The organism is Aquiflexum balticum DSM 16537 (assembly GCF_900176595.1).
Lineage (GTDB): Bacteria > Bacteroidota > Bacteroidia > Cytophagales > Cyclobacteriaceae > Aquiflexum > Aquiflexum balticum.
The window spans coordinates 2,193,639-2,214,688 of record NZ_LT838813.1; the positions used below are offsets into that span (position 1 = coordinate 2,193,639).

The 21,050-nt window shown below is 41.2% G+C and carries 9 protein-coding genes; 8 read left to right on the plus strand and 1 reads right to left on the minus strand.

The window, feature by feature from the left end; translation table 11 throughout:
- Positions 1–93: 93 nt before the first annotated feature.
- The 8 genes from B9A52_RS09425 to B9A52_RS09460 all read left to right on the plus strand — a co-directional run bounded on the left by B9A52_RS09425 (position 94) and on the right by B9A52_RS09460 (position 14,456).
- Entirely contained in the window at positions 94–5,202 is a 5,109-nt protein-coding gene (locus B9A52_RS09425) for a glycosyl hydrolase (protein WP_084120083.1), read from the plus strand.
- Positions 5,203–5,450: 248 nt separating this feature from the next.
- On the plus strand, positions 5,451–8,111 hold the full coding sequence (locus B9A52_RS09430; protein ID WP_084120084.1) for an alpha-L-rhamnosidase N-terminal domain-containing protein: 2,661 nt from the start codon (positions 5,451–5,453) through the stop codon (positions 8,109–8,111).
- A 52-nt stretch (positions 8,112–8,163) separates the two neighbouring features.
- Positions 8,164–9,579 carry a DUF1593 domain-containing protein gene (locus tag B9A52_RS09435; protein ID WP_084120086.1) on the plus strand — a complete coding sequence of 472 codons (1,416 nt, stop codon included), beginning with the start codon at positions 8,164–8,166 and terminating at the stop codon, positions 9,577–9,579.
- A gap of 20 nt (positions 9,580–9,599) precedes the next feature.
- A complete protein-coding gene (locus B9A52_RS09440) occupies positions 9,600–10,706 on the plus strand; it encodes an acyltransferase family protein (protein ID WP_084120087.1) in 1,107 nt (368 codons plus the stop codon).
- Between the two features lie 24 nt (positions 10,707–10,730).
- A complete protein-coding gene (locus B9A52_RS09445) occupies positions 10,731–11,642 on the plus strand; it encodes an alpha/beta hydrolase (RefSeq protein WP_084120089.1) in 912 nt (303 codons plus the stop codon).
- A 49-nt stretch (positions 11,643–11,691) separates the two neighbouring features.
- Positions 11,692–12,339 carry a hypothetical protein gene (locus B9A52_RS09450; protein ID WP_084120090.1) on the plus strand — a complete coding sequence of 216 codons (648 nt, stop codon included), beginning with the start codon at positions 11,692–11,694 and terminating at the stop codon, positions 12,337–12,339.
- Between the two features lie 135 nt (positions 12,340–12,474).
- Positions 12,475–13,089, plus strand: coding sequence for a DUF4230 domain-containing protein (locus tag B9A52_RS09455; protein WP_084123454.1), 615 nt, complete (start codon positions 12,475–12,477; stop codon positions 13,087–13,089).
- Positions 13,090–13,154: 65 nt separating this feature from the next.
- Positions 13,155–14,456 (plus strand): acetylxylan esterase, encoded by a 1,302-nt coding sequence (locus tag B9A52_RS09460; RefSeq protein WP_084120092.1) that lies wholly within the window; start codon positions 13,155–13,157, stop codon positions 14,454–14,456.
- 203 nt (positions 14,457–14,659) lie between these two features.
- Here the strand turns inward: B9A52_RS09460 and B9A52_RS09465 are convergent, their stop codons facing one another.
- The gene (locus B9A52_RS09465; protein WP_084120094.1) at positions 14,660–20,578 is read right to left on the minus strand and encodes a S8 family serine peptidase; all 5,919 of its coding nucleotides are present in this window, start codon (positions 20,576–20,578) and stop codon (positions 14,660–14,662) included.
- Positions 20,579–21,050 lie beyond the last annotated feature (472 nt).

The following is a 21,050-nucleotide window of genomic DNA, read 5'->3' on the forward strand; positions in this document are numbered from 1 at the left end:
CTTATGATGTAGCCATTTTTCAAAGTGCTGAAACAATCCTGATTAGTTTTAGGGCTTGCGATCAATCTTCAATACACCCAAGACCAAAAACTTATGTCTTCAAATAATATAAAATTATTTTTTGGTGCTATCATGATTTATTTTTTGTTTTCAGATAGGGATGTATCTGCCCAGTTTGTGCCCATAGGAGATGGGGGGTATACCACAACATTTCCCGGTACTGATGCGGCAGGAAGAAACGGATTCCCTCCCGGTAAGCCACAACTAAGCGAAAATGCCATTGGCAAACCTGTCCCGACAAACGATTGGTGGTCCTTATTGCTTCAGAGCAATCATGTGAGTAACCTTTTCAATTATCCAATGGCTTTGAAAACAAAGCCGGCAGGATTGGTAGTCAGTTATATTCCATGGGGTGTTTATGATGATCAGGAGCCTATTGTGGTGGGACTATCAGGATTGAATGCCCAACGTGCTACGGTTGCGGATTATTCGGATTGGACGGTAACCATAGACTGGAATGATGGAGGCGAACATTTGCAGGTGACCTCCGGTATCGCCATGCCATTTTTGTATTTCAATAAAGAAACAGACGACAACCTTCAGATAACTGTCAACCTAGGGAATGCAACTATTTCGGGTGAAATGTTGATGATTGAAAATGCCAGGAATGGAGCGGATTTTGTTTTTTATGCACCTTCAGGAAGTACATGGACCCAAAGCGGCAAAGTTTTTTCATCGACATTGAACGGGAAAGATTATTGGTCCATGGCCATGTTGCCGCTGACCACCACAAGCCTTTCACAAGCTGCACTTTCTTATAGGAAATACGCTTATGTTTTCCCTGCCAATACTACTGCTTCCTGGAATTTTGACGAATCAACTTCCATTATCCGAACTGATTTTACTATCGAAACCGATATCAAAGAAGGTGAGGAAACCTTGCCTTTGATAGGATTATTGCCCCATCAGTGGGATAATCTGGCCCCGGATTCACCAAGACCGGATCTATTGAGTTACAGTTCGGTCAGGGGAGAAATCAAAACCATGGCAAGTACCTCCTTCAGTGTGGAAAATACTTACTATGGTATTCTACCCACCCTTCCTTATCAGGCCAATTACAGCGAGGGATTTAGTGTAGCGGAGTTGGACCAAAAAGTGAAACAACTGGAAAATGACGGTCTGAGTACCTGGACTGATTCCTACAATGAGGGACAGATGATGAACCGTCTGATTCAGACTGCTAGAATTGCCCACGAGATGGGTAATTTGGATTCCCGTGACAAGATGATTGCGACCATCAAAGAAAGATTGGAGGATTGGTTGACTGCCAAGCCCGGACAGGTGGCATTCTTATTTTACTATAACAAAGATTGGTCAGCCATGCTTGGCTATCCTGCAGGGCATGGGCAGGACACCAACCTGAATGACCACCATTTTCATTGGGGATATTTTATCCATGCAGCGGCATTTTTGGAACAATTTGAACCGGGATGGGCTGAAGGTTGGGGTGAAATGGTCAATCTCTTAGTACGGGATGCCGCTTCACCGGACCGGAGTGATGAGTTATTTCCTTTTTTGAGAAATTTCAGTCCTTATGCAGGGCATTGTTGGGCCAATGGTTTTGCAAGTTTCCCACAGGGAAATGATCAGGAATCCACTTCAGAAAGTATGCAGTTCAATTCCTCATTGATCCATTGGGGGGCCATCACAGGGAATAAAGAAATCAGGGATCTGGGAATTTATCTTTATACCACAGAGCAGACTGCCATAGAGGAATATTGGTTTGATATCCATGAGCGAAATTTTGGACCTACACAGCAGTACAGTTTGGTGTCAAGGGTTTGGGGAAATTCCTACGATAACGGTACTTTTTGGACCAATGATATCGCAGCATCTTATGGCATAGAGCTGTATCCGATTCATGGAGGTTCTCTTTATCTTGGACATCATCAAGATTATGCTACCAAGCTTTGGAATGAAATAGCTGCAAATACAGGGATTTTAAGAAATGAGGCAAATGACAATTTGTGGCATGACATCATGTGGGAATATCTGGCATTTACAGATCCCCAGAAAGCGATTGACCTCTACGACAATTATCCCAATCGAAACCTGAAATTCGGAGTATCAGATGCCCAAACCTACTATTGGCTTCATGCGATGAATGCCATGGGAAGGGTGGATGCTACTGTAACCGCAAATTATCCTACTGCGGCGGTTTTTACCAAAAATGGTGTGAGGACCTATGTGGTCAATAACTATGAAAAAAGCCCCATCAATGTACTTTTTTCAGATGGCACAAGCCTGGAAGCCCCTGCCCGAACGATGGTCACTAACAATGATGTGGACATAGAAAGTGAACTTTCTGTCAGTTTTAATCAAGCCTATGTCAATGGCAGCGTGGATCTGAGTTTGAATATAGAAAAAGGGACTCCCACAAAAGTCGAGTTTTATAGAGGGACTGAAAAGATCGGAGAACTGACCGAAGAACCCTATAATTTCAAAGCTGCCCAACTTCCATTGGGAGTGCATGATTTTTATGCGAAGATTTTTGAAGGGGAAAAATTGGGAGTATCCAATATTGTTTCCGTAATAGTAGGGGATCAAGTTCCGTATTTGGGAACAGCTTGGGCAATTCCAGGTGTAATCGAAGCGGGGAATTATGATGTTTTTGAAGGAGGCAAAGGGCAGGGAATTTCCTATTCGGATGTTTCGGTCAACAATGAGGGAGATTACAGGAAAGAAGAAAGTGTGGATGCTGCATTCATCACAGGAGAAGGGGCCACCATTGGATGGATTGTAAGTGGGGAATGGGTGGAATATACTGTGAATGTGGAAAAAGCAGGATTGTACAAAATGGAATTCCGCTATGCCTCAGGAAATGCCAGTGGTGGAGGCCCATTTTGGCTTGAACTAAACGGAAAGAAAATCAAGGATAATATTGTTGTTGGCACAACAGGTGGCTGGGATAAATGGAACACCCGGGCAGTGGAGGGAATCCCACTTGTAGGTGGAGAAAATATACTCAGATTATCCTTTGGAAATGGAGAAATGAACTTAGGTAAAATGACTTTTACCTATGAAGGAGAGTTGCCGTATAGTCAGCCTGAGGCCAACGCAGGCAATAATATTGTTGTGATTTTGCCGGAAGCAACCACATCTTTAACAGGTATGGGTTCAGATCCTGATGGAGGTGAACTGACCTACTTTTGGATACAGGAATACGGACCTAGTGTGGCTACAATTAATGATCCCAATGCTTCAAGCACTCTTATAAGTGGGTTAACAGAGGGTATATACAGTTTTAGTTTGAAAGTAAGTAATGGGGAACACGAGGATTCTGACCAGGTTTTGGTGATTGTGAGCAATGATGCAAACATTCCGCCAGTTGTGGCCATAAGTTCACCATCCAATAATCAGGAATTTATTCAGGGAAGACCGATTGATATTGTGGCCGTAGCCAATGACCTAGATGGGTCTGTGGATCAGGTGGAATTTTTCGCAGGAGAAAGTAGCATTGGTACTGCTACATCTGAACCATGGAAAGTGGGTTGGTCCGGTAGTGTTGGGCAACATCAGCTTACGGCAATAGCCAAAGACAACGATGGGAATACGGCCACTTCTGCACCTGTACTCATCCGGTTTACTGAAGCACCTTCCTGTAGTGGGATTTCCCAAAATGGAGATTTCAGGTATGAATTTTCAGATGATGCCAGTAATCCTACGCTGACCTTTATCCCTACGATTTCCGGAATGGGGAATCAGGTTTTGATTCTGTATTACGGAACATCGGCGAATGGTAATTTCCCCGGATATGGGGTAAGACCAAATGTGCCGTTTAGGATAAATGCTCCTGAAGGAAGCACGGTGTATTTCTATTATACCTATTCCCATCCAACCCAAGGAGAAAAAAACAATTCGGGTCAGAGGATTTCTTATGTGGTAGGTACTTGTCAGGGTACTGATGATGGTAATGGTGGAGGTTCCGGAGGAAGTCAGAATATTGATTTTCCAATGACTTTTGAGGAAGATTTTACTTGGAATAGCCTGATTACGAATTTTGATGGTGGTGACCTTTCGGTAATCAACAATCCGGATTTGAATGGAAACCAAAGTTCCAAAGTGGCAAAGATGGTGAAGAATTCAGGGCAAATTTGGGGTGGAGCCTTTATTACGAAGACATCTGCGATTGATTTTTCGAAAGGCACTGACTTTACTGTTTCGGTTTGGGCACCAAGAGTCAATACCCGAATGTTGCTAAAATTTGAAAATGAATTTGATGGAGGGCAGGCTTTCGAAAAAGAGGTGACCATACCTGAATCAAAAAAGTGGGTGGATATCACTTTTGATATGAGTGGTTTCAACCCTTCAATCAGCTATAAAAAAATAGTAGTGATCTTTGATCTGGGTAATGTTGGGAATGGTTCTCCGGATTATACTTGGTATTTTGATAATATCCGTCAGGGCGAAATTGCCCAAGTCCAACTTGAACAGTCAATTACTTTTGGGCAGATTGAGGATAAAACCATGGGAGATGCCCCGTTTGCATTGACTGCTGTTTCTGATTCCGGATTGGAAGTTTTTTTTGAGAGTGAAAATGATCACTTGAGTATCGCAGCTAACATGGTTACGCTTTTGAAGCCGGGAATGGCATCCGTCATCGCAAGTCAGAATGGAAATGACCAATACCTTCCTGCGGAATCGATCAATAGAGAGTTTTGTGTTAATCCAGCTAAACCGGCCATAAGCATGACCGGAGTAGGAAGCAGTTCGGTGATTTTGTCATCAAGTTCTTCCGTGGGTAACCAATGGTTTCTCGATGGTGAATTGATTGCTGATGCTACAGGGGAAAGTTTGGAAGTATCTTCTTTCGGAACGTTCTCTGTACAGGTAAGTGTCGATGATTGTGTCAGCGAAATCTCTGATGAGATCACAATTGTTGTGAGCAGTACAAGGATGGAAATCGGCGGAGATGTAATCATCTACCCAAATCCGGCCGACAATTACTTTTTTATGAAAGGAATCAGTGGGGCAATCAGGTCTACGGATTTGGTGGATATGGCCGGGAGGGTTCATCCAATTGAATTTGAAGAGTTTTCGGAGGGATATAGAATGGATATTTCAAATTTGCCTTCTGGAGTTTACATGTTCAGGTTATTTCAGGGGAAAAAGCAATCTATTCACAAAATCCTTAAAAAGTAATCGGAATCTAATTTTAACCTATATCAAATATTATAAGAGTTTTCTTATCATTGACACCTTTGGATTTTCTTGAATAATCTCTTCAAGGGTCTTATAGAAGTTTGCAATAAAGTATCTTGTTTCCTCTTGAGGATCCCTTTTATTTTTTTCTATAAAAGCCAATTTAAATAGGATTGTAGAATTGGCTGGAATTTATGTAATTTAAATTCCAGCCAATTAACAGTTGAACCTATGAAAATATTCTACCCATGACTTTTTCCAGACGTGATTTCCTTGGATTGATGGCTTTATCCGGAGCATTTTCGGTGGTTCCTACGAGAATAGTTTGGGGCAATGAAGACTTGTCAAAAAATATTTTTGACAAAAAGTTGAAAGCCAAACCTTATCAATTCCCCCAAAGGAAAACCTTGGACCTCTATCCTGCAAAATGGATATGGTATCCTTGTGAAAGGGTACTCCCCAATTCCTTTTTTCATTTTAGAAGGTCATTTACAATTTCAGGGGATATCAAGTCAGCCAAAGGTTGGATTCTTGGGGACAGCCGCTATGTATTGTATGTAAACGGTCAGAGGATTCAATTTGGACCATCTCCGGCTGACCCAAGGTTTAGCGAAGCTGATCCATTGGATATTGGTGAATTCTTGAAAACCGGAGAAAATGTGGTCGGAGCAACAGTCCTTTATTATGGTTTTGGGGACGGTGCCTGGCCTGCAGGTAAAGCAGGGTTTATTTTCAATTTAAAAATTGAAAATGCTAATGGAGATCAGGATATCATAGTTTCTGACCAAAACTGGCAGGTTCAGGTTGCAAAAAGCTGGCCTCTGGGAAAATACAAGCGTTGGTATTTGAGGTCTTTACAAGAAGTTTTTGATAACCGGAAGTACCCTGAAGGATGGCATTCCAGTGGATTTGAGGTTGATGATTCTTGGGCCCAGGCAGTTGAATTGACAGGGGAAAGCGCGAAGACAGCAATGAGTACTTCCATGTCAGATTATTTGTATGACAGTGGCGGCAATCAAAATACCCAACTTCGGAAAAGGGTTGTTCCTATGATCAAAGACAGGAAAGCAGGAAGTCCGGAATTGAGGGAGGTCCATATACTCACTTGGAAAAAACCTGTTGAAGAGTATTTTGACCTAAAAACAAAAGATGCATTCTTTTGGAAAGAGGCTATTGCTTCTGGAAATTCTAATCAAGGATTTTGGACTTTTGAGTCTCCTGAATTTGCCAATGAAGGATTAGTCCTATCATTTGAATGGAAAGAACAAATGATAGGCTGGCCTTATTTTTCCATTGATTGCTCCGAAGGAACGATTGTTGAACTGATGGTACAACAAAGCCATAGAATAGTAGCGGATGGAGGACCTGCCCTTATCAATAACAATTTCAACTCTTGGACAAGGTTTATTTGTAAGGAGGGGTTGAATTTCCTGACCACCTTTGATTATGAAAGTGTCAAATGGATTCAACTCCATATCCATCAATCCAAAGGTGATGTCACTGTTTCCAAAGTTGGATTTTTAAGGAGGATGAATGATTTTCCCCATCAGGCAGAAGTAAGCAGCAGTGACCCGATTTACAACATCCTACTCCAGGCTTGTATCAATACGGTGTATAACAACAGCCATGAAACCATTGTAGATTGTGTTGGTAGAGAAAGACAACAATATAGCGGCGACATAGGGCATATGCTTCATGCATTGCACATGGGATTTGGTGAAAGCTTGCTTCCTGCCCGTTTTGTAGATACCTATAGCCAAGGTCTCACCTTAGGTGGATTTTTTATGGACAGTTGGCCAGCCTACGACCGCTTAAACAGGATAGCCCAAAGGCAATTGGATCTGAGTCCATGGGGGATTTTATTGGACCATAGCATAGGGTTCTGCTTTGACTGTTGGCATCATTTTCTTTATTCGGGAAAATTGCAGGATTTGGAAGAGGCTTTTCCCAGGTTAATGGTTTTTTATGAATTCTTAAAAAAATCAATTCAAGAAGACGGCTTACTCCCCGTTGAAAATCTGGGAGTAGCAGCTGTTTGGATGGATACAGATTCTTACAAAAACATCAGAGACAAACAATGCGCCTACAATCTTTATGCGGCCAGTATGATGAAAAAAGCGCTGTCACCGCTTGCGAGGCAGTTTGGGTTGGAAGATAAAGCCAAAGAAATGGATGAATTGGCGCATCAATTGGCAGGCAAAGTAAAGACAATCTTTTGGGATACAACCCAGGATATCCTGATCATTAATTTGCCTTGGCATCAAGAAGACGGAGAAAAGCGGACCTGCGAAAGATCCCTCTCCCATTATGTTTTGGGCGACTTTATGCTCCCTTCAGAGGCCCCCGCCCTTTTAAAAGAATTGACTGAAAAGCCGGAGAGGCTCGGTAGATGTTATCCTGCCAATGCCATTTGGCCTTATTGGGCTTTGGCCAAATTAGGAAACACAGCCTATATGTTGGAGGATTTTCATCATAGGTGGTATCAAATGCTTTCGGTTCAGGAAAACAATACTATTCAGGAAAGTTGGCATGCAGTTCCTGATTCCCAAAACCAGTTGAGTCATGCAGGAATTGCTCCTTTTTTTGCAGCCTATATGTGTCTCGCAGGAATAGAGGTTATCGAACCCGGGGCAAAGGTAGTTCATATAAGACCCCAATTGGGAAATTTGGAAAAGCTGAAGTTGTCCTACCATACTGTATTGGGCCCAATTCATTTCAATGCTGAGGGAAAAAAAGGCAAGAGAAGTTTGAAATTGGATTTCCCTGATGGAATTCAGGTGGTTTTAATCGTTGCTGAAAATGAAAATACACCTAAGAACTCAAGGGAGGTAAACAGTCCCATTAAGAAATGTAAGGCCTTTGACTTAAGTAGTTTAAAATCTTGGGAGATAAGATTGAAACACTCTTGATCATTTTTTTTATATTCAACAAATTTCATTAAACCTATCCAAAACAACCATGATGAAATACTTTGCAACGCTACTCCTCTTATTTTGCCAAGGGTTTTCTTCCGCCCAAACTCCTTTGACCTTTGAAGAACCTGTCAAACAACGGATTTTTGTTTTGACGGACATCACCAACGAACCGGATGACCAACAGTCACTGGTCCGTTTTCTGGTCTATGCCAATGAGTATGACATTGAAGGAATCGTGGCGACCACTTCCACCCACCTCCGAAATCAGGTCCGAAAGGATAAAATCACTGAATTGATTAATAATTATGGGAAAGTTAAAACCAACTTGGACAAACATGCTGATGGATTTCCGAGCATGGATGATCTGATGGCGGTGACCTCGGAACATTTGCCGCTTTACAGTATGGATGGGGTAGGGGAAGGAAAGGATTCTCCCGGTTCCGAAATGCTGATCAAAGCTGTGGATAGAGCTGATGATCGGCCGCTTTGGGTATCAGTATGGGGCGGGGCCAATTGTCTGGCACAGGCACTTTGGAAAGTGAAAAATACCAGATCAGAGACAGAGGTGAAAAAGTTTGTGGACAAGTTAAGGATCTATACCATTTCCGATCAGGATTTTGCAGGACCTTGGGTCAGGCATAATTTCCCTGGTATTTTCTATATCGTGGATGCAAGTGCGGGGGACAATTGGCGGGAGTATTACAAAGCGACTTGGACAGGGATAGCTGGAGACAGGTGGTATAAAAATGCGCCGATGGTGGATTTTGAATTGGTGGACAATCCTTGGTTGATGGAAAATATCCGGGATAATCACGGTCCTTTGGGGGCCAATTACATTCCTTTGGAATATATTATGGAAGGAGATACGCCCTCATTTATAGGTTTGATCAATAACGGGCTTGCTTGGTACAACAGCCCTGCTTGGGGAGGTTGGGCAGGAAGGTATGAACTTTGGAAATCTTATGGTGAAGTGGACAAAATCTGGACTTCTTCTATCAATACTCAGGATGAAGTAATATTGTCAGACGGTAGAAAGGAAGCTTCCAATCAGGCTACTATTTGGAGGTGGAGAAAAGCTTTCCAACATGATTTTGCAGCAAGAATGGACTGGAATGTTGCCCAAACTTACAAAGCAGCCAACCACAACCCCATGATCATGCTGAACGGAAATGAGGGGAAAGCATTGGCCAAAGGTAAAATTGAAGCAGGAAAGACGGTACGCTTATCTGCTAAAGGCACCTTTGACCCTGATGGTGATCAGGTCAAATATCGTTGGTGGATATACAAAGAAGTTGGGGGATTCAATGGGCAACTGGAATTCTTCAATCCCTATGCAGATGAGCAAAGTTTTGAAATGCCAAAATTGAATGAGGGGCAATCCCTGCATATTATTTTGGAGGTACAGGATAGTGGTGAACCGAGTCTCTACAGTTACCGAAGAATGATCCTCAGCAATCAATAACTAACAAGAGGCTTAAAAATATGGGTCAAGATAACCTTTCTTCATCAGGGCGTTTGATTTCCTTGGACGCCTACAGAGGGATGACTATGTTTTTGCTGATTGCCGAAGCGGCATTCGTTTATGAGACATTATTGAATGCATTTTCCTCAGAAAGCCTAGGGCATACTTTCTTTACCCAATTCACCCATCATCCCTGGAATGGCCTGAGATTTTGGGATTTGATTCAGCCCTTTTTTATGTTTATCGTCGGGGTGGCAATGCCCTTTTCGCTCAATAAAAGGTTGGCAATTGCAGGAGACAGGGAGAAAGTGACGAAGCATATTTTGAGACGCTGCTTTTTACTTTTTCTTTTCGGCACCGGCTTGCATTGCGTGTACAATCAGAAATTAGTCTTTGAACTTTGGAATGTGCTGACGCAACTTTCATTTACCATCCTCCTTACCTTTTTTCTGATCAGACAGCCCTTCAAAATCCAATTAGCAGTTTCATTTGGTTTGTTGATCCTTACGGAAATTCTTTACCGATCCTATGCCCCGGATTCCCCTTTTGTGATGGGGGAGAATTTCGGTTCCTACACCGATATGTTTTTGATGGGGAAAATTAACAATGGGGGATGGGTGGCCATTAACTGCATTCCTACTGCAGCCCATACCCTTTGGGGTGCCATGTGCGGAAACCTGCTCATGTCCAAAAAGACAGATCAGGAAAAAATAAAAGTCCTGATCATTGCAGGATTTATCGGTTTGGTCGCAGGATACGGATTGGATTTATTGGAAATCACACCCATTATCAAAAGAATCAGTACCAGTTCATTTGTGTTGGCCTCAGGGGGATGGGCATTATTGGCCTTGGCATTTTTCTATTGGTTGGTGGATATGAAAAAGCAACAATCCTGGGCATTTGCTTTTATCATGGTGGGCATGAATTCCATATTCATCTACTTGTTTGCTGAAGTGTTAGGGCACCGATGGTTATTTGGGTTTATTGAAATTTTCAGTGTTGGATTTTTGAAACCATTGGGCATTTCAGATGCCATATTGGGGATATTGACGGCATTGTTGACTTTGGGAGCAATGTGGTATTTGTGTTACTTTCTTTATAAAAAGAGGGTATTTTTTAAGATTTGAGAAAAATCAGGATTATATTCCATCATGAAACACTTGCTCGTTATGATTGCATTGTCTTGTTTGACCTTTTTGGTCTCTGCCCAGACCACCTACCCCCTCTACGGCAATGATCCCATCCCCAACTCCATTGATGTTCCTGATGAAGAAAACTCAGAAACTGATCAAAATGGAATTTTTAGGATCAGCAAGGTGACCAAGCCGACGCTGACGGCATATCTTCCTGCTAAGGAAAATGCGACAGGTCAGGCGGTGATTATTTGTCCAGGTGGAGGTTATCGGATATTGGCAGCCAGTCATGAAGGTTCGGATGTGGCAGAAGAATTTGTCAAAAAAGGAATTGCTGCTTTTGTCCTTAAATACCGACTTCCAAGTGATGAGACCATGATTGACAAAACCATTGGCCCCTTACAGGATGCGCAACAGGCCATCTTAATGGTCAGGGAAAATGCTGAAAAATGGAATATAAAGCAGGATCAGATCGGAATTATGGGATTTTCTGCCGGTGGGCATTTGGCTTCTACTGCAGGCACTCATTACAACAACCAAACCATCCCCAATCCTAAGGGGACAAGCTTAAGACCTGATTTTATGATTTTGGTGTATCCTGTGATCAGTTTTAAACCCGAGATAGGTCACAGTGGTTCAGCCCAAAACTTATTGGGTGAAAATCCTACGCAGGCTTTGAAGGATTATTATTCCAATGAGAAACAGATCAATTCCAATACACCCTCAACCTATCTTGTCCACGCCAAAAACGATCCGGTGAGTGTGCAGAATTCCTACGTTTTTGAAGAAGCTTTGAAGAAATTCAATATTCCTGTTTCGACTACTTATTTTGAAGAAGGTGGTCATGGATTTGGAATGATCAATCGCACTTCTGATATAAAATGGCTGGATGAGGTGGAAAAGTGGATCAAAGCGATAATTATTGGTTAGTTTTTTTTTAATTTTCATTACAATTTTCAAATAATTTTATTGTGCTCCTATGCTTTCAGAAGAAGAAAAAAAACGCATAGAACTTGTAGAAACTTATAAGTTTGAAGTTAAAGATAAGCTGGAATACCAAAAGGCCAGAAAATTCGGGTTAGGGATGGTATACTCATTTTTCAACAGCAAATTTGGACTTTGGGTATTGTCGGCAATTTTTGTTTCAGGAGGGGTAAAGGTGTACGATGATTATAAGGTCAAGCAGGAAAATGAGAAAACCAGGGGTGAAATCATAGAGAAACTGGATAATGAGATCAGTTTCAAATTTGACAGGGTGCTGGCATCTCTTGAACTGATTAAAGAAAAAGAACCGGAAGGAGTTTGGGATCAGGAATTTTCTACTTTGGAAGAGGCCAAGAATTTTGCCTTGGGGATCAATAAGGATTCGGGAAAAGAAGAAAAATACCTCTATGAAGAGTTTAAAAATTGGAGTTTGCTGGCATTGATGGTAGAACAAAACAGACAACTCAAGCATTTAGGGATCCAAGACACCGAACTTGAAGAGGTCATCCGGCAACTTAATGAAATGGCAAAAATTTTTGAGAATAGGCAGGTAAACTATGAAGACATAAAATCTATCCAGAAAATCATCCGTGAAAATTTGGTTTTAAGCAGATGGAAATCCAACAGTTTGTTTTCAGATTAATTAACAATCAATCAGGAGAATAGAAGCAAATAAGTCTGAAAAAAGGAAAAATAGATTTGTTAAAAATTTTCTATTCACAAGATGTTTGTTTCCCATGTTTTTTTATCCAATTTTAGATCTGATCTGATTGGAATTATGAATAGGTTTGTTTTTGGATTTATGGTTGCTGTGTTGGTTTTTGCTGGTTTTTGGCTTTGGTCCAACAAGCAGGACTCCAAAGAACAAATGCTTGAAAGCAGTTCCTTAATTCAGCAACAAATCGAGCAGGTGGGGAAATTGATTGTGACGGAAGGTTATTTTTCGCAAGTCTTTACTTATAAAAACTCCCAAAACCTCTTTCTGAATCTGATGACTTCTGATAAGAAAGCCTTGGTAGTTGCCAATGCCAAAGTCACGGTGGAATATGACCTCCGCCAAATGCAAACAGAAATTGACCAGGAAAATAAAACAGTAATCCTCAAAAGGATTCCTGAACCTGTCATCAACATCTACCCTGATATTGAATATTATGACGTGACCCAGGACTATTTCAACAAATTCGGGGCGGCTGATTATAACAAAATCAAAAGTACCATCAATGCCAGGATCAGAGAAAAAGTGGACAAATCCAACCTATTGGAAAATTCTCAGGATAGGTTGATGAGCGAACTGGCGAATATTTTTATTCTTACCAAATCATTGGGCTGGACCTTGCAATACAATGAAATAATTGTTGAAAGTGAAGAACAGTTGCAAAATCTGAAAAGGTAGGGCCTCTGGAAAAGGGATTTTGAGTATATTGGTTTGAATTTTAACCAATATCCCCAATCCCCGATATGAATCTCTTCAAAAAAAACGCATTATTTCTTCTTTTGCTATCAGTTAGCATTTGCAATTTCTCTTTAGCCCAGATTCCAAAGCAATACCTGGATATTTCTGTTGCTCCTGACAGAACAGACTGGACTTACAAAACCGGAGAAAATGTGGAATTTTCCATTTCAGTCACCCAATCGGGAGTACCTGTACCTGTAGAGCATGTCAGATACGCTGTCATGGAGGAAAAAATGGCTCCGATCAAAGAAGGTACGCTTAGCTTAAAGGATGGAAAAGGAAAAACCCAAAAGTTTACCATGAAAAATCCCGGCTTCCTTAGATGTGAAGTTTATGCCACCATTGACGGAAAGGAATACAAAGGTATCGGAACTGCAGCTTTTGAACCGGAAAAAATAAAGGCTACAGTGAAGATGCCGGAGGATTTCAATTCATTTTGGGACGAGGCCAAGGCGGAATTGGCCCAAGTTTCCATGGATTATAAAATGACCCATTTACCTGAAAAAAGTTCCCAACATATTGATGTTTACCATGTTAGTTTTCAGAATATTCGGAATTCAAGGATTTATGGAATTCTAAGTATTCCGAAAGGTGAAGGGAAATTTCCAGCTATACTTAATGTTCCCGGTGCAGGAATCAGACCCTATGGCGGAGATATTGGAAAGTCCTTGAGAGGTGCAATTACGCTTCAGATCGGGATTCATGGGATACCAGTAGATATGCCTCAGGAAGTTTACAATAACCTGATGTCAGGAGCATTGAATGGATATTGGAATTTCAACAACACAGATAAAGACCTGTATTATTATAAAAGAGTTTATCTTGGTTGTATAAGGGCTGTGGATTTTTTAGTTTCCCTGCCACAATATGATGGTAAAAACCTGGCGGTACAAGGAGGAAGTCAGGGAGGTGCTTTGGCCATCACAACTGCGGCTTTGGATTCCAGGATAAAATATCTGGCTGCTGTTTACCCTGCTTTAAGTGATATGACTGGATACCTGAACGGCAGGGCAGGTGGTTGGCCACATGTTTTTGCTCCAAATAATCTGAAGTATTACAACAGGCCTGAGGTAATTGAAACATTGGCCTATTATGATGTGGTCAATTTTGCAAGAATCCTTCAGACCCCTGGTTTTTATACTTGGGGATTCAATGACGAAACCTGTCCGCCTACTTCATACTACTCAGCCTATAATGAAATCAAAGCACCTAAGGAAGTTTTTATCGTTCCGGAAACCGGACATTGGACCTATCCCGAGCAAGGCAAAAAAATTGAAGATTGGTTGTTTGGGAAATTGGAGAAATAGAAAGTTGATTTTCTGGCCCTATGGTAGATTGTCATTATTCTTATCAGACCGAATTCCGATATAAGGTGCCTTGAAGTAGTTGACTATAAGTTCTGTTGATTTAACATTTAACTGATAGGATTACGTACTATCAAGAATTAATAATAAAAAAAGGATGGGAAAAACTCCCATCCTTTAATTTTTAAAACAAGTTTGACAATTATTTATTGGGACTGTTTCATTACTCTAATGGTCTTGATGCCATGCAGGGTACGGATATTGATAATGTAAAACCCTTTGTGCATTCTGGAGAAATCCAATTCAAGACGGCTTTCATCTCCAAACCAAGTTCTTGGTACAAAATGGGACCTGCCCATCGCATCAAGGATAACAAAGGAATTGTCAGAAGGCTCTTCCTCAACAAAACCTTTAAGACTGATATTCAATTGGTCACTTACCGGGTTTGGATATGCTTTGATTTGTCCCGAAGTGCCAGCTACCTCTAGTGTTGTAGGCCTGTCTGAAATTGTCAAAACTGAATTTTCATCCATTTCCTCAGGTAGAGTCCTAGCTGTATTTGCGTAGGTAGTTTTAAGTGGTCTGATAGCTATTGCCTGAGCAACCCAACTTTCACCCGAAGAAGCGATTGCACTCAAATCACCTGTTGCTCCAGCCTCTTCCTGAATAAAATATGCCATCATATTTGAGGTAAGTCCCTGTTGATTATTCGGATCATCGTAAACTTCAATCGTCCCTGATGGAGGAGTCCAAGTAGCATCTTTCTTATTGGTGTAAAAGAGCATTACCAAGTTGTTGCAATCTTCTGTGGTAAGTGAAGGCGCTGTGGCAACCAGGGTTCTGCCTCCTGAATTCCCACTAAAAGCAGCTATTGGTCCCTCAGGATGATTGATATCTGCACCGCTCACTCTTGTGATTCCCATTGTCCATTTTGGACTTTGATTGATTCGGAACCCATATGTATCAGGTTCATTGTTACTGGTTATCACTTTGTAGAAGGTAGCCATGGCAACTTGGTTTCCTTCATTCACTCTCTGGATCAATATCCAATCTTTGTCAAGAGGAGTAATTGATGGTGATTGTCCTTTTTCAAACATCAATCCTACTACCAAAATATCACCTATTTGGGTGTTGGCTGGTTTATTTATCGTTGCAGGATTGCTCGTGTTTCCGGCACCCTTTGCGGTTTCAAATTCACCGATTATTGCAGCCTGATTGATACATCCGGTAACATCAAGGGTTCCAAATGTGGAATTTTCCAAATCTATAAAATAATTGGAAGGCGTGAACAAGGTGACTTCAGGGCGGATACTGTAAGTTCCAATAGCAATAGGCCCTGTACTAGGATAGGCTATTTCATTTTGGATGAGTGAATACTCGATCTTCTCTATAACAGAAGCCTGATTGTCCTGAACTGTTACTTCATTTCCATTGCTGTCCAAGAATGTACTACTGTAGGCAAAACCTTCAAATTCAGAAGAATAGACAGGGTCTGGGTCTCCAAAAGAAATTTCAGCAGGATCAGCAGCAGTACTAACGGTAAGTGCTGTCGGAATTATTTCAAGGCTTCCAGGTAAATAAGAAACATTCAGATTTCGTGAATCAAAGGTTCCCGGAATAATGAAGTTGTTTCCAACTCCCGTGCCACTTACCAAAGTGATAGAGAAAAACTCTAAGTTTTCATCTGAATTCTCTTCAGTAGTCTCTCCAAAATCATAATACTTGATATTGTTAACTTCAACCTCATTTGCCTCGGCTAAATCACTTTCTTTGAAGATGATGAGCACATTGTCAAGTTCCTCAATATCCTCTCCGCCACTTTCTGCATTGATTAAGGTTCGGCCATTGATGAGAGTTCTGCCATTTATCAGCGTACGGGCATTGATCAGGGTACGTCCATTGATCAGGGTACGTCCGTTGATCAGACTACGTCCATTGATGAGTGTTCTGGCATTGATTAGAGTCCTTCCGTTAATTTCTGCACCAAGTAAATTCTGCTCATTGGGATTATCCAGGTAATCAATAAAAGAACCTAGAGGAACATCTATGATAGAATTGATCAAAGACCTGCCATTAATGAGCGTCCGGCCATTGATTAGAGTTCGTCCATTGATTAGAGTTCGACCATTGATTAGGGTTCGACCACTTACCATGAAACTCAGATTTTCCAATTCGCTATTAATTAGAGTCCTGCCATTTGTGTCAAACAAGCCTAGTGGAAGACTGTCGTCACCCTCTTGTTTTGCCTTTTCCAAAACCTCCTGGTAATCGCTGAGAATTGACGCTTTCAATCCATCCACATCAAGGATTTTGGCTGCATCATTTTCATCAATGATCACTTCGTATTTGATGGCATCGCTGATGGATTCACCATATTCTAAAGAAGCATCTCCGGTCAGATCAATTGGTTTAATGGTGACAGGCAAAGTTTCCACAGTAATGATACCAGGACCGTAATTGCCAAAAGCATCACTGGTTCCATCATAGAAAAGACTTCCATCTTCCTGTAATACCCCTACATAATTGTAGAAATCTGAAAAAGCAAAACCTGTCTGAGGATGTGAGGCTGTTATCACATAAGTACCTACTTCCGCCAAGTCACCACTGATTGGACTGGAAAGAGTAAGCGGAAGCAATGTACTGCCATCACTTATGGGACCTAAAGTAAGCCCAACGTCTTCAAGAGTAAGAGCGCTTAGCACCCAATTATTGTCAACCCTTTCATACACGCTTGCTGTAAACGGCTCCAAGATCTGCGCAAACTTTTTGCTCGTATCATCTGCACGGATGGCAATAGTCTTTTTAACAATATCAAAGAAATAAACAGGTCCAGCTGTACCTCCATCCAATTCACTATCAGAAATGGCATTGTTAACCACTGTGATATCAGGATTGCCTTCAAATTCCGGAATCGTGACCTCAAGGAAACCAAAGCCAAATTCATCGATTCCGTAGGTAGCAATTAAAAGTTCATTTCTTAAATATACATTTGAACCTTCGTATAGATTTGTCCCAGTTATTTTCAGTTTGAACTCAACTTCACCAGGATTGATACCATCTTCAAAGACAAGTTCGATGTTATCTGGATTTGGTGTAGCAAGAGAAAGCAATGCTCTATCTGCACGGACAAGTCCGGAACCGGATTTGATATCTTCTCCCGTTTCATGCATATCTTGGGCGGTGGTTTTCAATACGCGCCGGATATCGTCGGATATGGTTGATCCTGGTACTTCCCATCCCTCAGGTGCTGTTTCAGGGTAATATTTGTTCCTGGCTTGTTTCACTAAAGCCGCTATTGCAGCTGCATGTGGTGCAGCCGCAGATGTTCCGAAGAAGTTAGGGAATCCGTCACCTTCTAAATCAGGCGCACCAAGATTCACAGTGGTATTTCCACCATTTGGTCCCGTGAAATCCGGTTTGTCTCGTATCACGCCATTTGTAGTTGTCCCTCCGCGAGAAGAGAATGTGGCAACTGTAAATGGTTCAGTTCCACTTGGTACTAATACTGGGTTAAATCCAAAAACAGAGGTGTTGGCATAAAGTACTGCGCCAACAGTCATGGCACCCTCTGAATTGGCATGACCTACAATTGTGGAAGCATTAATGCCATTTGGATCATTTGGATCTAGTTCGCCCCTGAATACTACATATTTAAATTCAATCCCGGTATTTGAATCTAAGTCAGTGCAGCTTTCGCATTCCCTGGCGATCAAAAGGTCAACGGTGGTTGGTTCTGTAATGGTGAAAGAAAGTATTTCAATTGGATCTCCATTGGCATTATCACGGTTGAAACCAAACAGCGGCGCACCGAAGTCTTTGAGATAGATATCCAAGTCATATAAACTTCCTATTTGGTCAACAGAGTACAGAGGATCATCCCATTGAAGGGCAATCATATAGACTGCCGGACCGTTTTGTCCGGGAAACACCTTGATAGATTGGGTAGTTTGGCCATCCTCGAAACGATGGACTCGACCCCTTTCTGTCCATTGACCGCTATTTAGTGGTAATTCAATAGATGGATCATCAACTGGATTAAATACCCCTTCAAAGGATTTTGTTCCAAAGTTACCGGCAGAAGTAAAATACGAAACCCCGTTGGCAGCCACTTCATTGACAGCTTTTGCAACTTTACCATCACTAAAGAAAGGTTCAGTTACATAAGTAATATCATCAACAATGATATCACTGCCTGCCGCTGCTAGGTCACGGATACCTTGTGCAAAATCCCCTGCGGTAACTACTCCCGTTCTGAAACCTAATTCTGCTCCGGGCGCTACATCATGAATTATCTGCAACATGGCCCGACCTTCATCTGTACCTATACCAAATCTGCTTGGGAGGTCTCTGATAAAATATAGGCTTCCAGGCAAATCACCATTGGTGATATCAGTTTCTAAGGTATTCACGCCAGCATCAGTACGCGTGGCATAACTATCGGAGAGTACTCCAATTTTAATTCCAGTACCATCGATGGGTTGGTCTCCTTCAAAATGAGAATATCCAGCTCTTACAAGGTTGGAACGCATAACCCGGTCACCTTGAGTAGTTGTTGCTCCTTTATTGGGAACGCCCGGGATTGCTGGTCGTATGTAATTAAATATTTCAAAATAATCGTTGAGTATCAAAAGGTTTTCTATAGGGATAAAACCTGCTATAATCAATGAATTTGGATCCTGTTTTAATTCTTCTTCATTTGGTGCTGTAAATCCCAAGCTTTCCAGAATTAACTTAGCTTCTGTAAACTTTTCTTTGAAATAAATTACCTCAATCAAAACCTCATTTCCGAAGATGTAGAAAACTTCGTTTGACTCAACAGTTTGACCTTGTCTGAAAATTGCATTTAAGGCTTTTAACTCAGAGCCAATAGGTTCATATACTTTTCCTTGTGAGCAGATGCCAAATTTCTGACGATCATTTACTATTATATCGAATGTTTCGGTATTGCCACAACCTCCTGCTGCTGTGACCTCTATCTTTTCACCGTTTGTTACAAGAATTTCACCTGGATTTTCAATTATATTTCCATTCCGTTTGAAAATCAAATCCCCAAAACTCACGTCGACAAAATCAAATAAACTCGCAATGGCAGTATTTCCACCATTCTCTATACTGCAGAGAACGGCGTCCACAACCGATAAGGTTGGTGGAGTGTTGACAACAACATCAAGGTTACAGGATGTAGGTTCACATGCGCCCACATTGTCAATATCTACTGATACATTTCCTGAACCAGTCCATTTCACTGTTATTGAATTAGTGCCTTGACCTGAAGTTATTTCCCCACCTTCCGTTACTGCCCAAGTATAGCCATCTGATCCCGGAGGTACTGAATAGGATGTAACTTCTCCAGGACAGACCTCTTTTTCCCCCTTGATTATACACTCAGTATCAAAGTCGATAACTTCGGAGGCAGCCTGTACAGATCTGTCCTGGCTTCCTACAGATTTTCCATTTACAGAAATTACCCGGGTATGATAGGGAGAACCGTTGATACTTGAAGCCGAATTTCCCTCGCCCCAATCTTGCGCTTTGGCAATATGACCACCCCAGGCGATTACTACCGTATTATTTGGCCCATTACTCCCGCCGGCAGTAAAGGAAATGCTCAATCTGGTTACTGCACTGGTCGCTGAAGTATTGTCTTGCCGCACATATTTGATTCCATCTTCCACTATTGTACCGCCATATATTGCGATTTTTCTTTCATCAGCTGATAGTTGATTAAAACTACCTGAAGGCAGCGGTATTCCATTCGGTGTTGGTATTACTCCAAAACTTGGAAGACCTTCGCTTGGAATAACCTCCTCACAGATTCTATCGAAACTTGTGATGTAGTCGATGGCGCTTTTGTCATTTGTACGAGTATCCCATTCAATTTCAACAGTATGGGTACCCTCCCGTAACTTTGAAATGGTCATCCGATAGGGGATGGATTGACCTTCAAAGAAATGGCTATTGCCCGAATTGGAATTTCCCGTTGCCCAATTCACTGGGTTTACGGGCTCTTGATCAATACCCCCGTTCTGGCCTTGCTCAAGTTTGACAGTCTGGGCAAAAGTTGGATTTTGTGCAAACAGCAAGATCATAATCAGCCACTTGCCAACTGAAAAGAGATTTTTCATTGGTGGATTTTTTAATAATTTTAATTCGTTACGAATCTTGTTCATAAACTAGAAAATAAATAATTTTTTATTCCATTTAGAATTCTTGAAAACTAGCTTTTAAAAAATAAAATGCAGTTTTCGACTAATAAAAACACTTTTCGAATATATAAAATGATTTTTAATATCCAATGAAAATCAGAGTATTAGGATTTTAAATTGACAAAAAATTTTTCAAAAAACAGGAGATAATTGGTCCCACCTTTTTCAAAAAAACAAAGAATGATATCCGATAAATAAAAAAATATTGGTATTGTCTACTAAAAAATTGGATAGGTTATAAAGGTTGAATTAAAGGTAAAAGAATACCTATATTTAGTAATAAAATATGAAGGTATCTTGGAGTGGACATTCATTTTGATTTTCAAATTGGAACTCCAATTATCAGAGAAAAATTTTTTTAAAAATTTAGCCTTCCAATGTGTAAAATCAT

Coding starts and splice junctions, on each gene's coding strand:
- B9A52_RS09465 (WP_084120094.1), bottom strand. CDS start 20,578: ATGAAAAATCTCTTTTCAGTTGGCAAGTGGCTGATTATGATCTTGCTG.
- B9A52_RS09430 (WP_084120084.1), top strand. CDS start 5,451: ATGACTTTTTCCAGACGTGATTTCCTTGGATTGATGGCTTTATCCGGA.
- B9A52_RS09435 (WP_084120086.1), top strand. CDS start 8,164: ATGAAATACTTTGCAACGCTACTCCTCTTATTTTGCCAAGGGTTTTCT.
- B9A52_RS09455 (WP_084123454.1), top strand. CDS start 12,475: ATGAATAGGTTTGTTTTTGGATTTATGGTTGCTGTGTTGGTTTTTGCT.
- B9A52_RS09450 (WP_084120090.1), top strand. CDS start 11,692: ATGCTTTCAGAAGAAGAAAAAAAACGCATAGAACTTGTAGAAACTTAT.
- B9A52_RS09425 (WP_084120083.1), top strand. CDS start 94: ATGTCTTCAAATAATATAAAATTATTTTTTGGTGCTATCATGATTTAT.
- B9A52_RS09460 (WP_084120092.1), top strand. CDS start 13,155: ATGAATCTCTTCAAAAAAAACGCATTATTTCTTCTTTTGCTATCAGTT.
- B9A52_RS09445 (WP_084120089.1), top strand. CDS start 10,731: ATGAAACACTTGCTCGTTATGATTGCATTGTCTTGTTTGACCTTTTTG.
- B9A52_RS09440 (WP_084120087.1), top strand. CDS start 9,600: ATGGGTCAAGATAACCTTTCTTCATCAGGGCGTTTGATTTCCTTGGAC.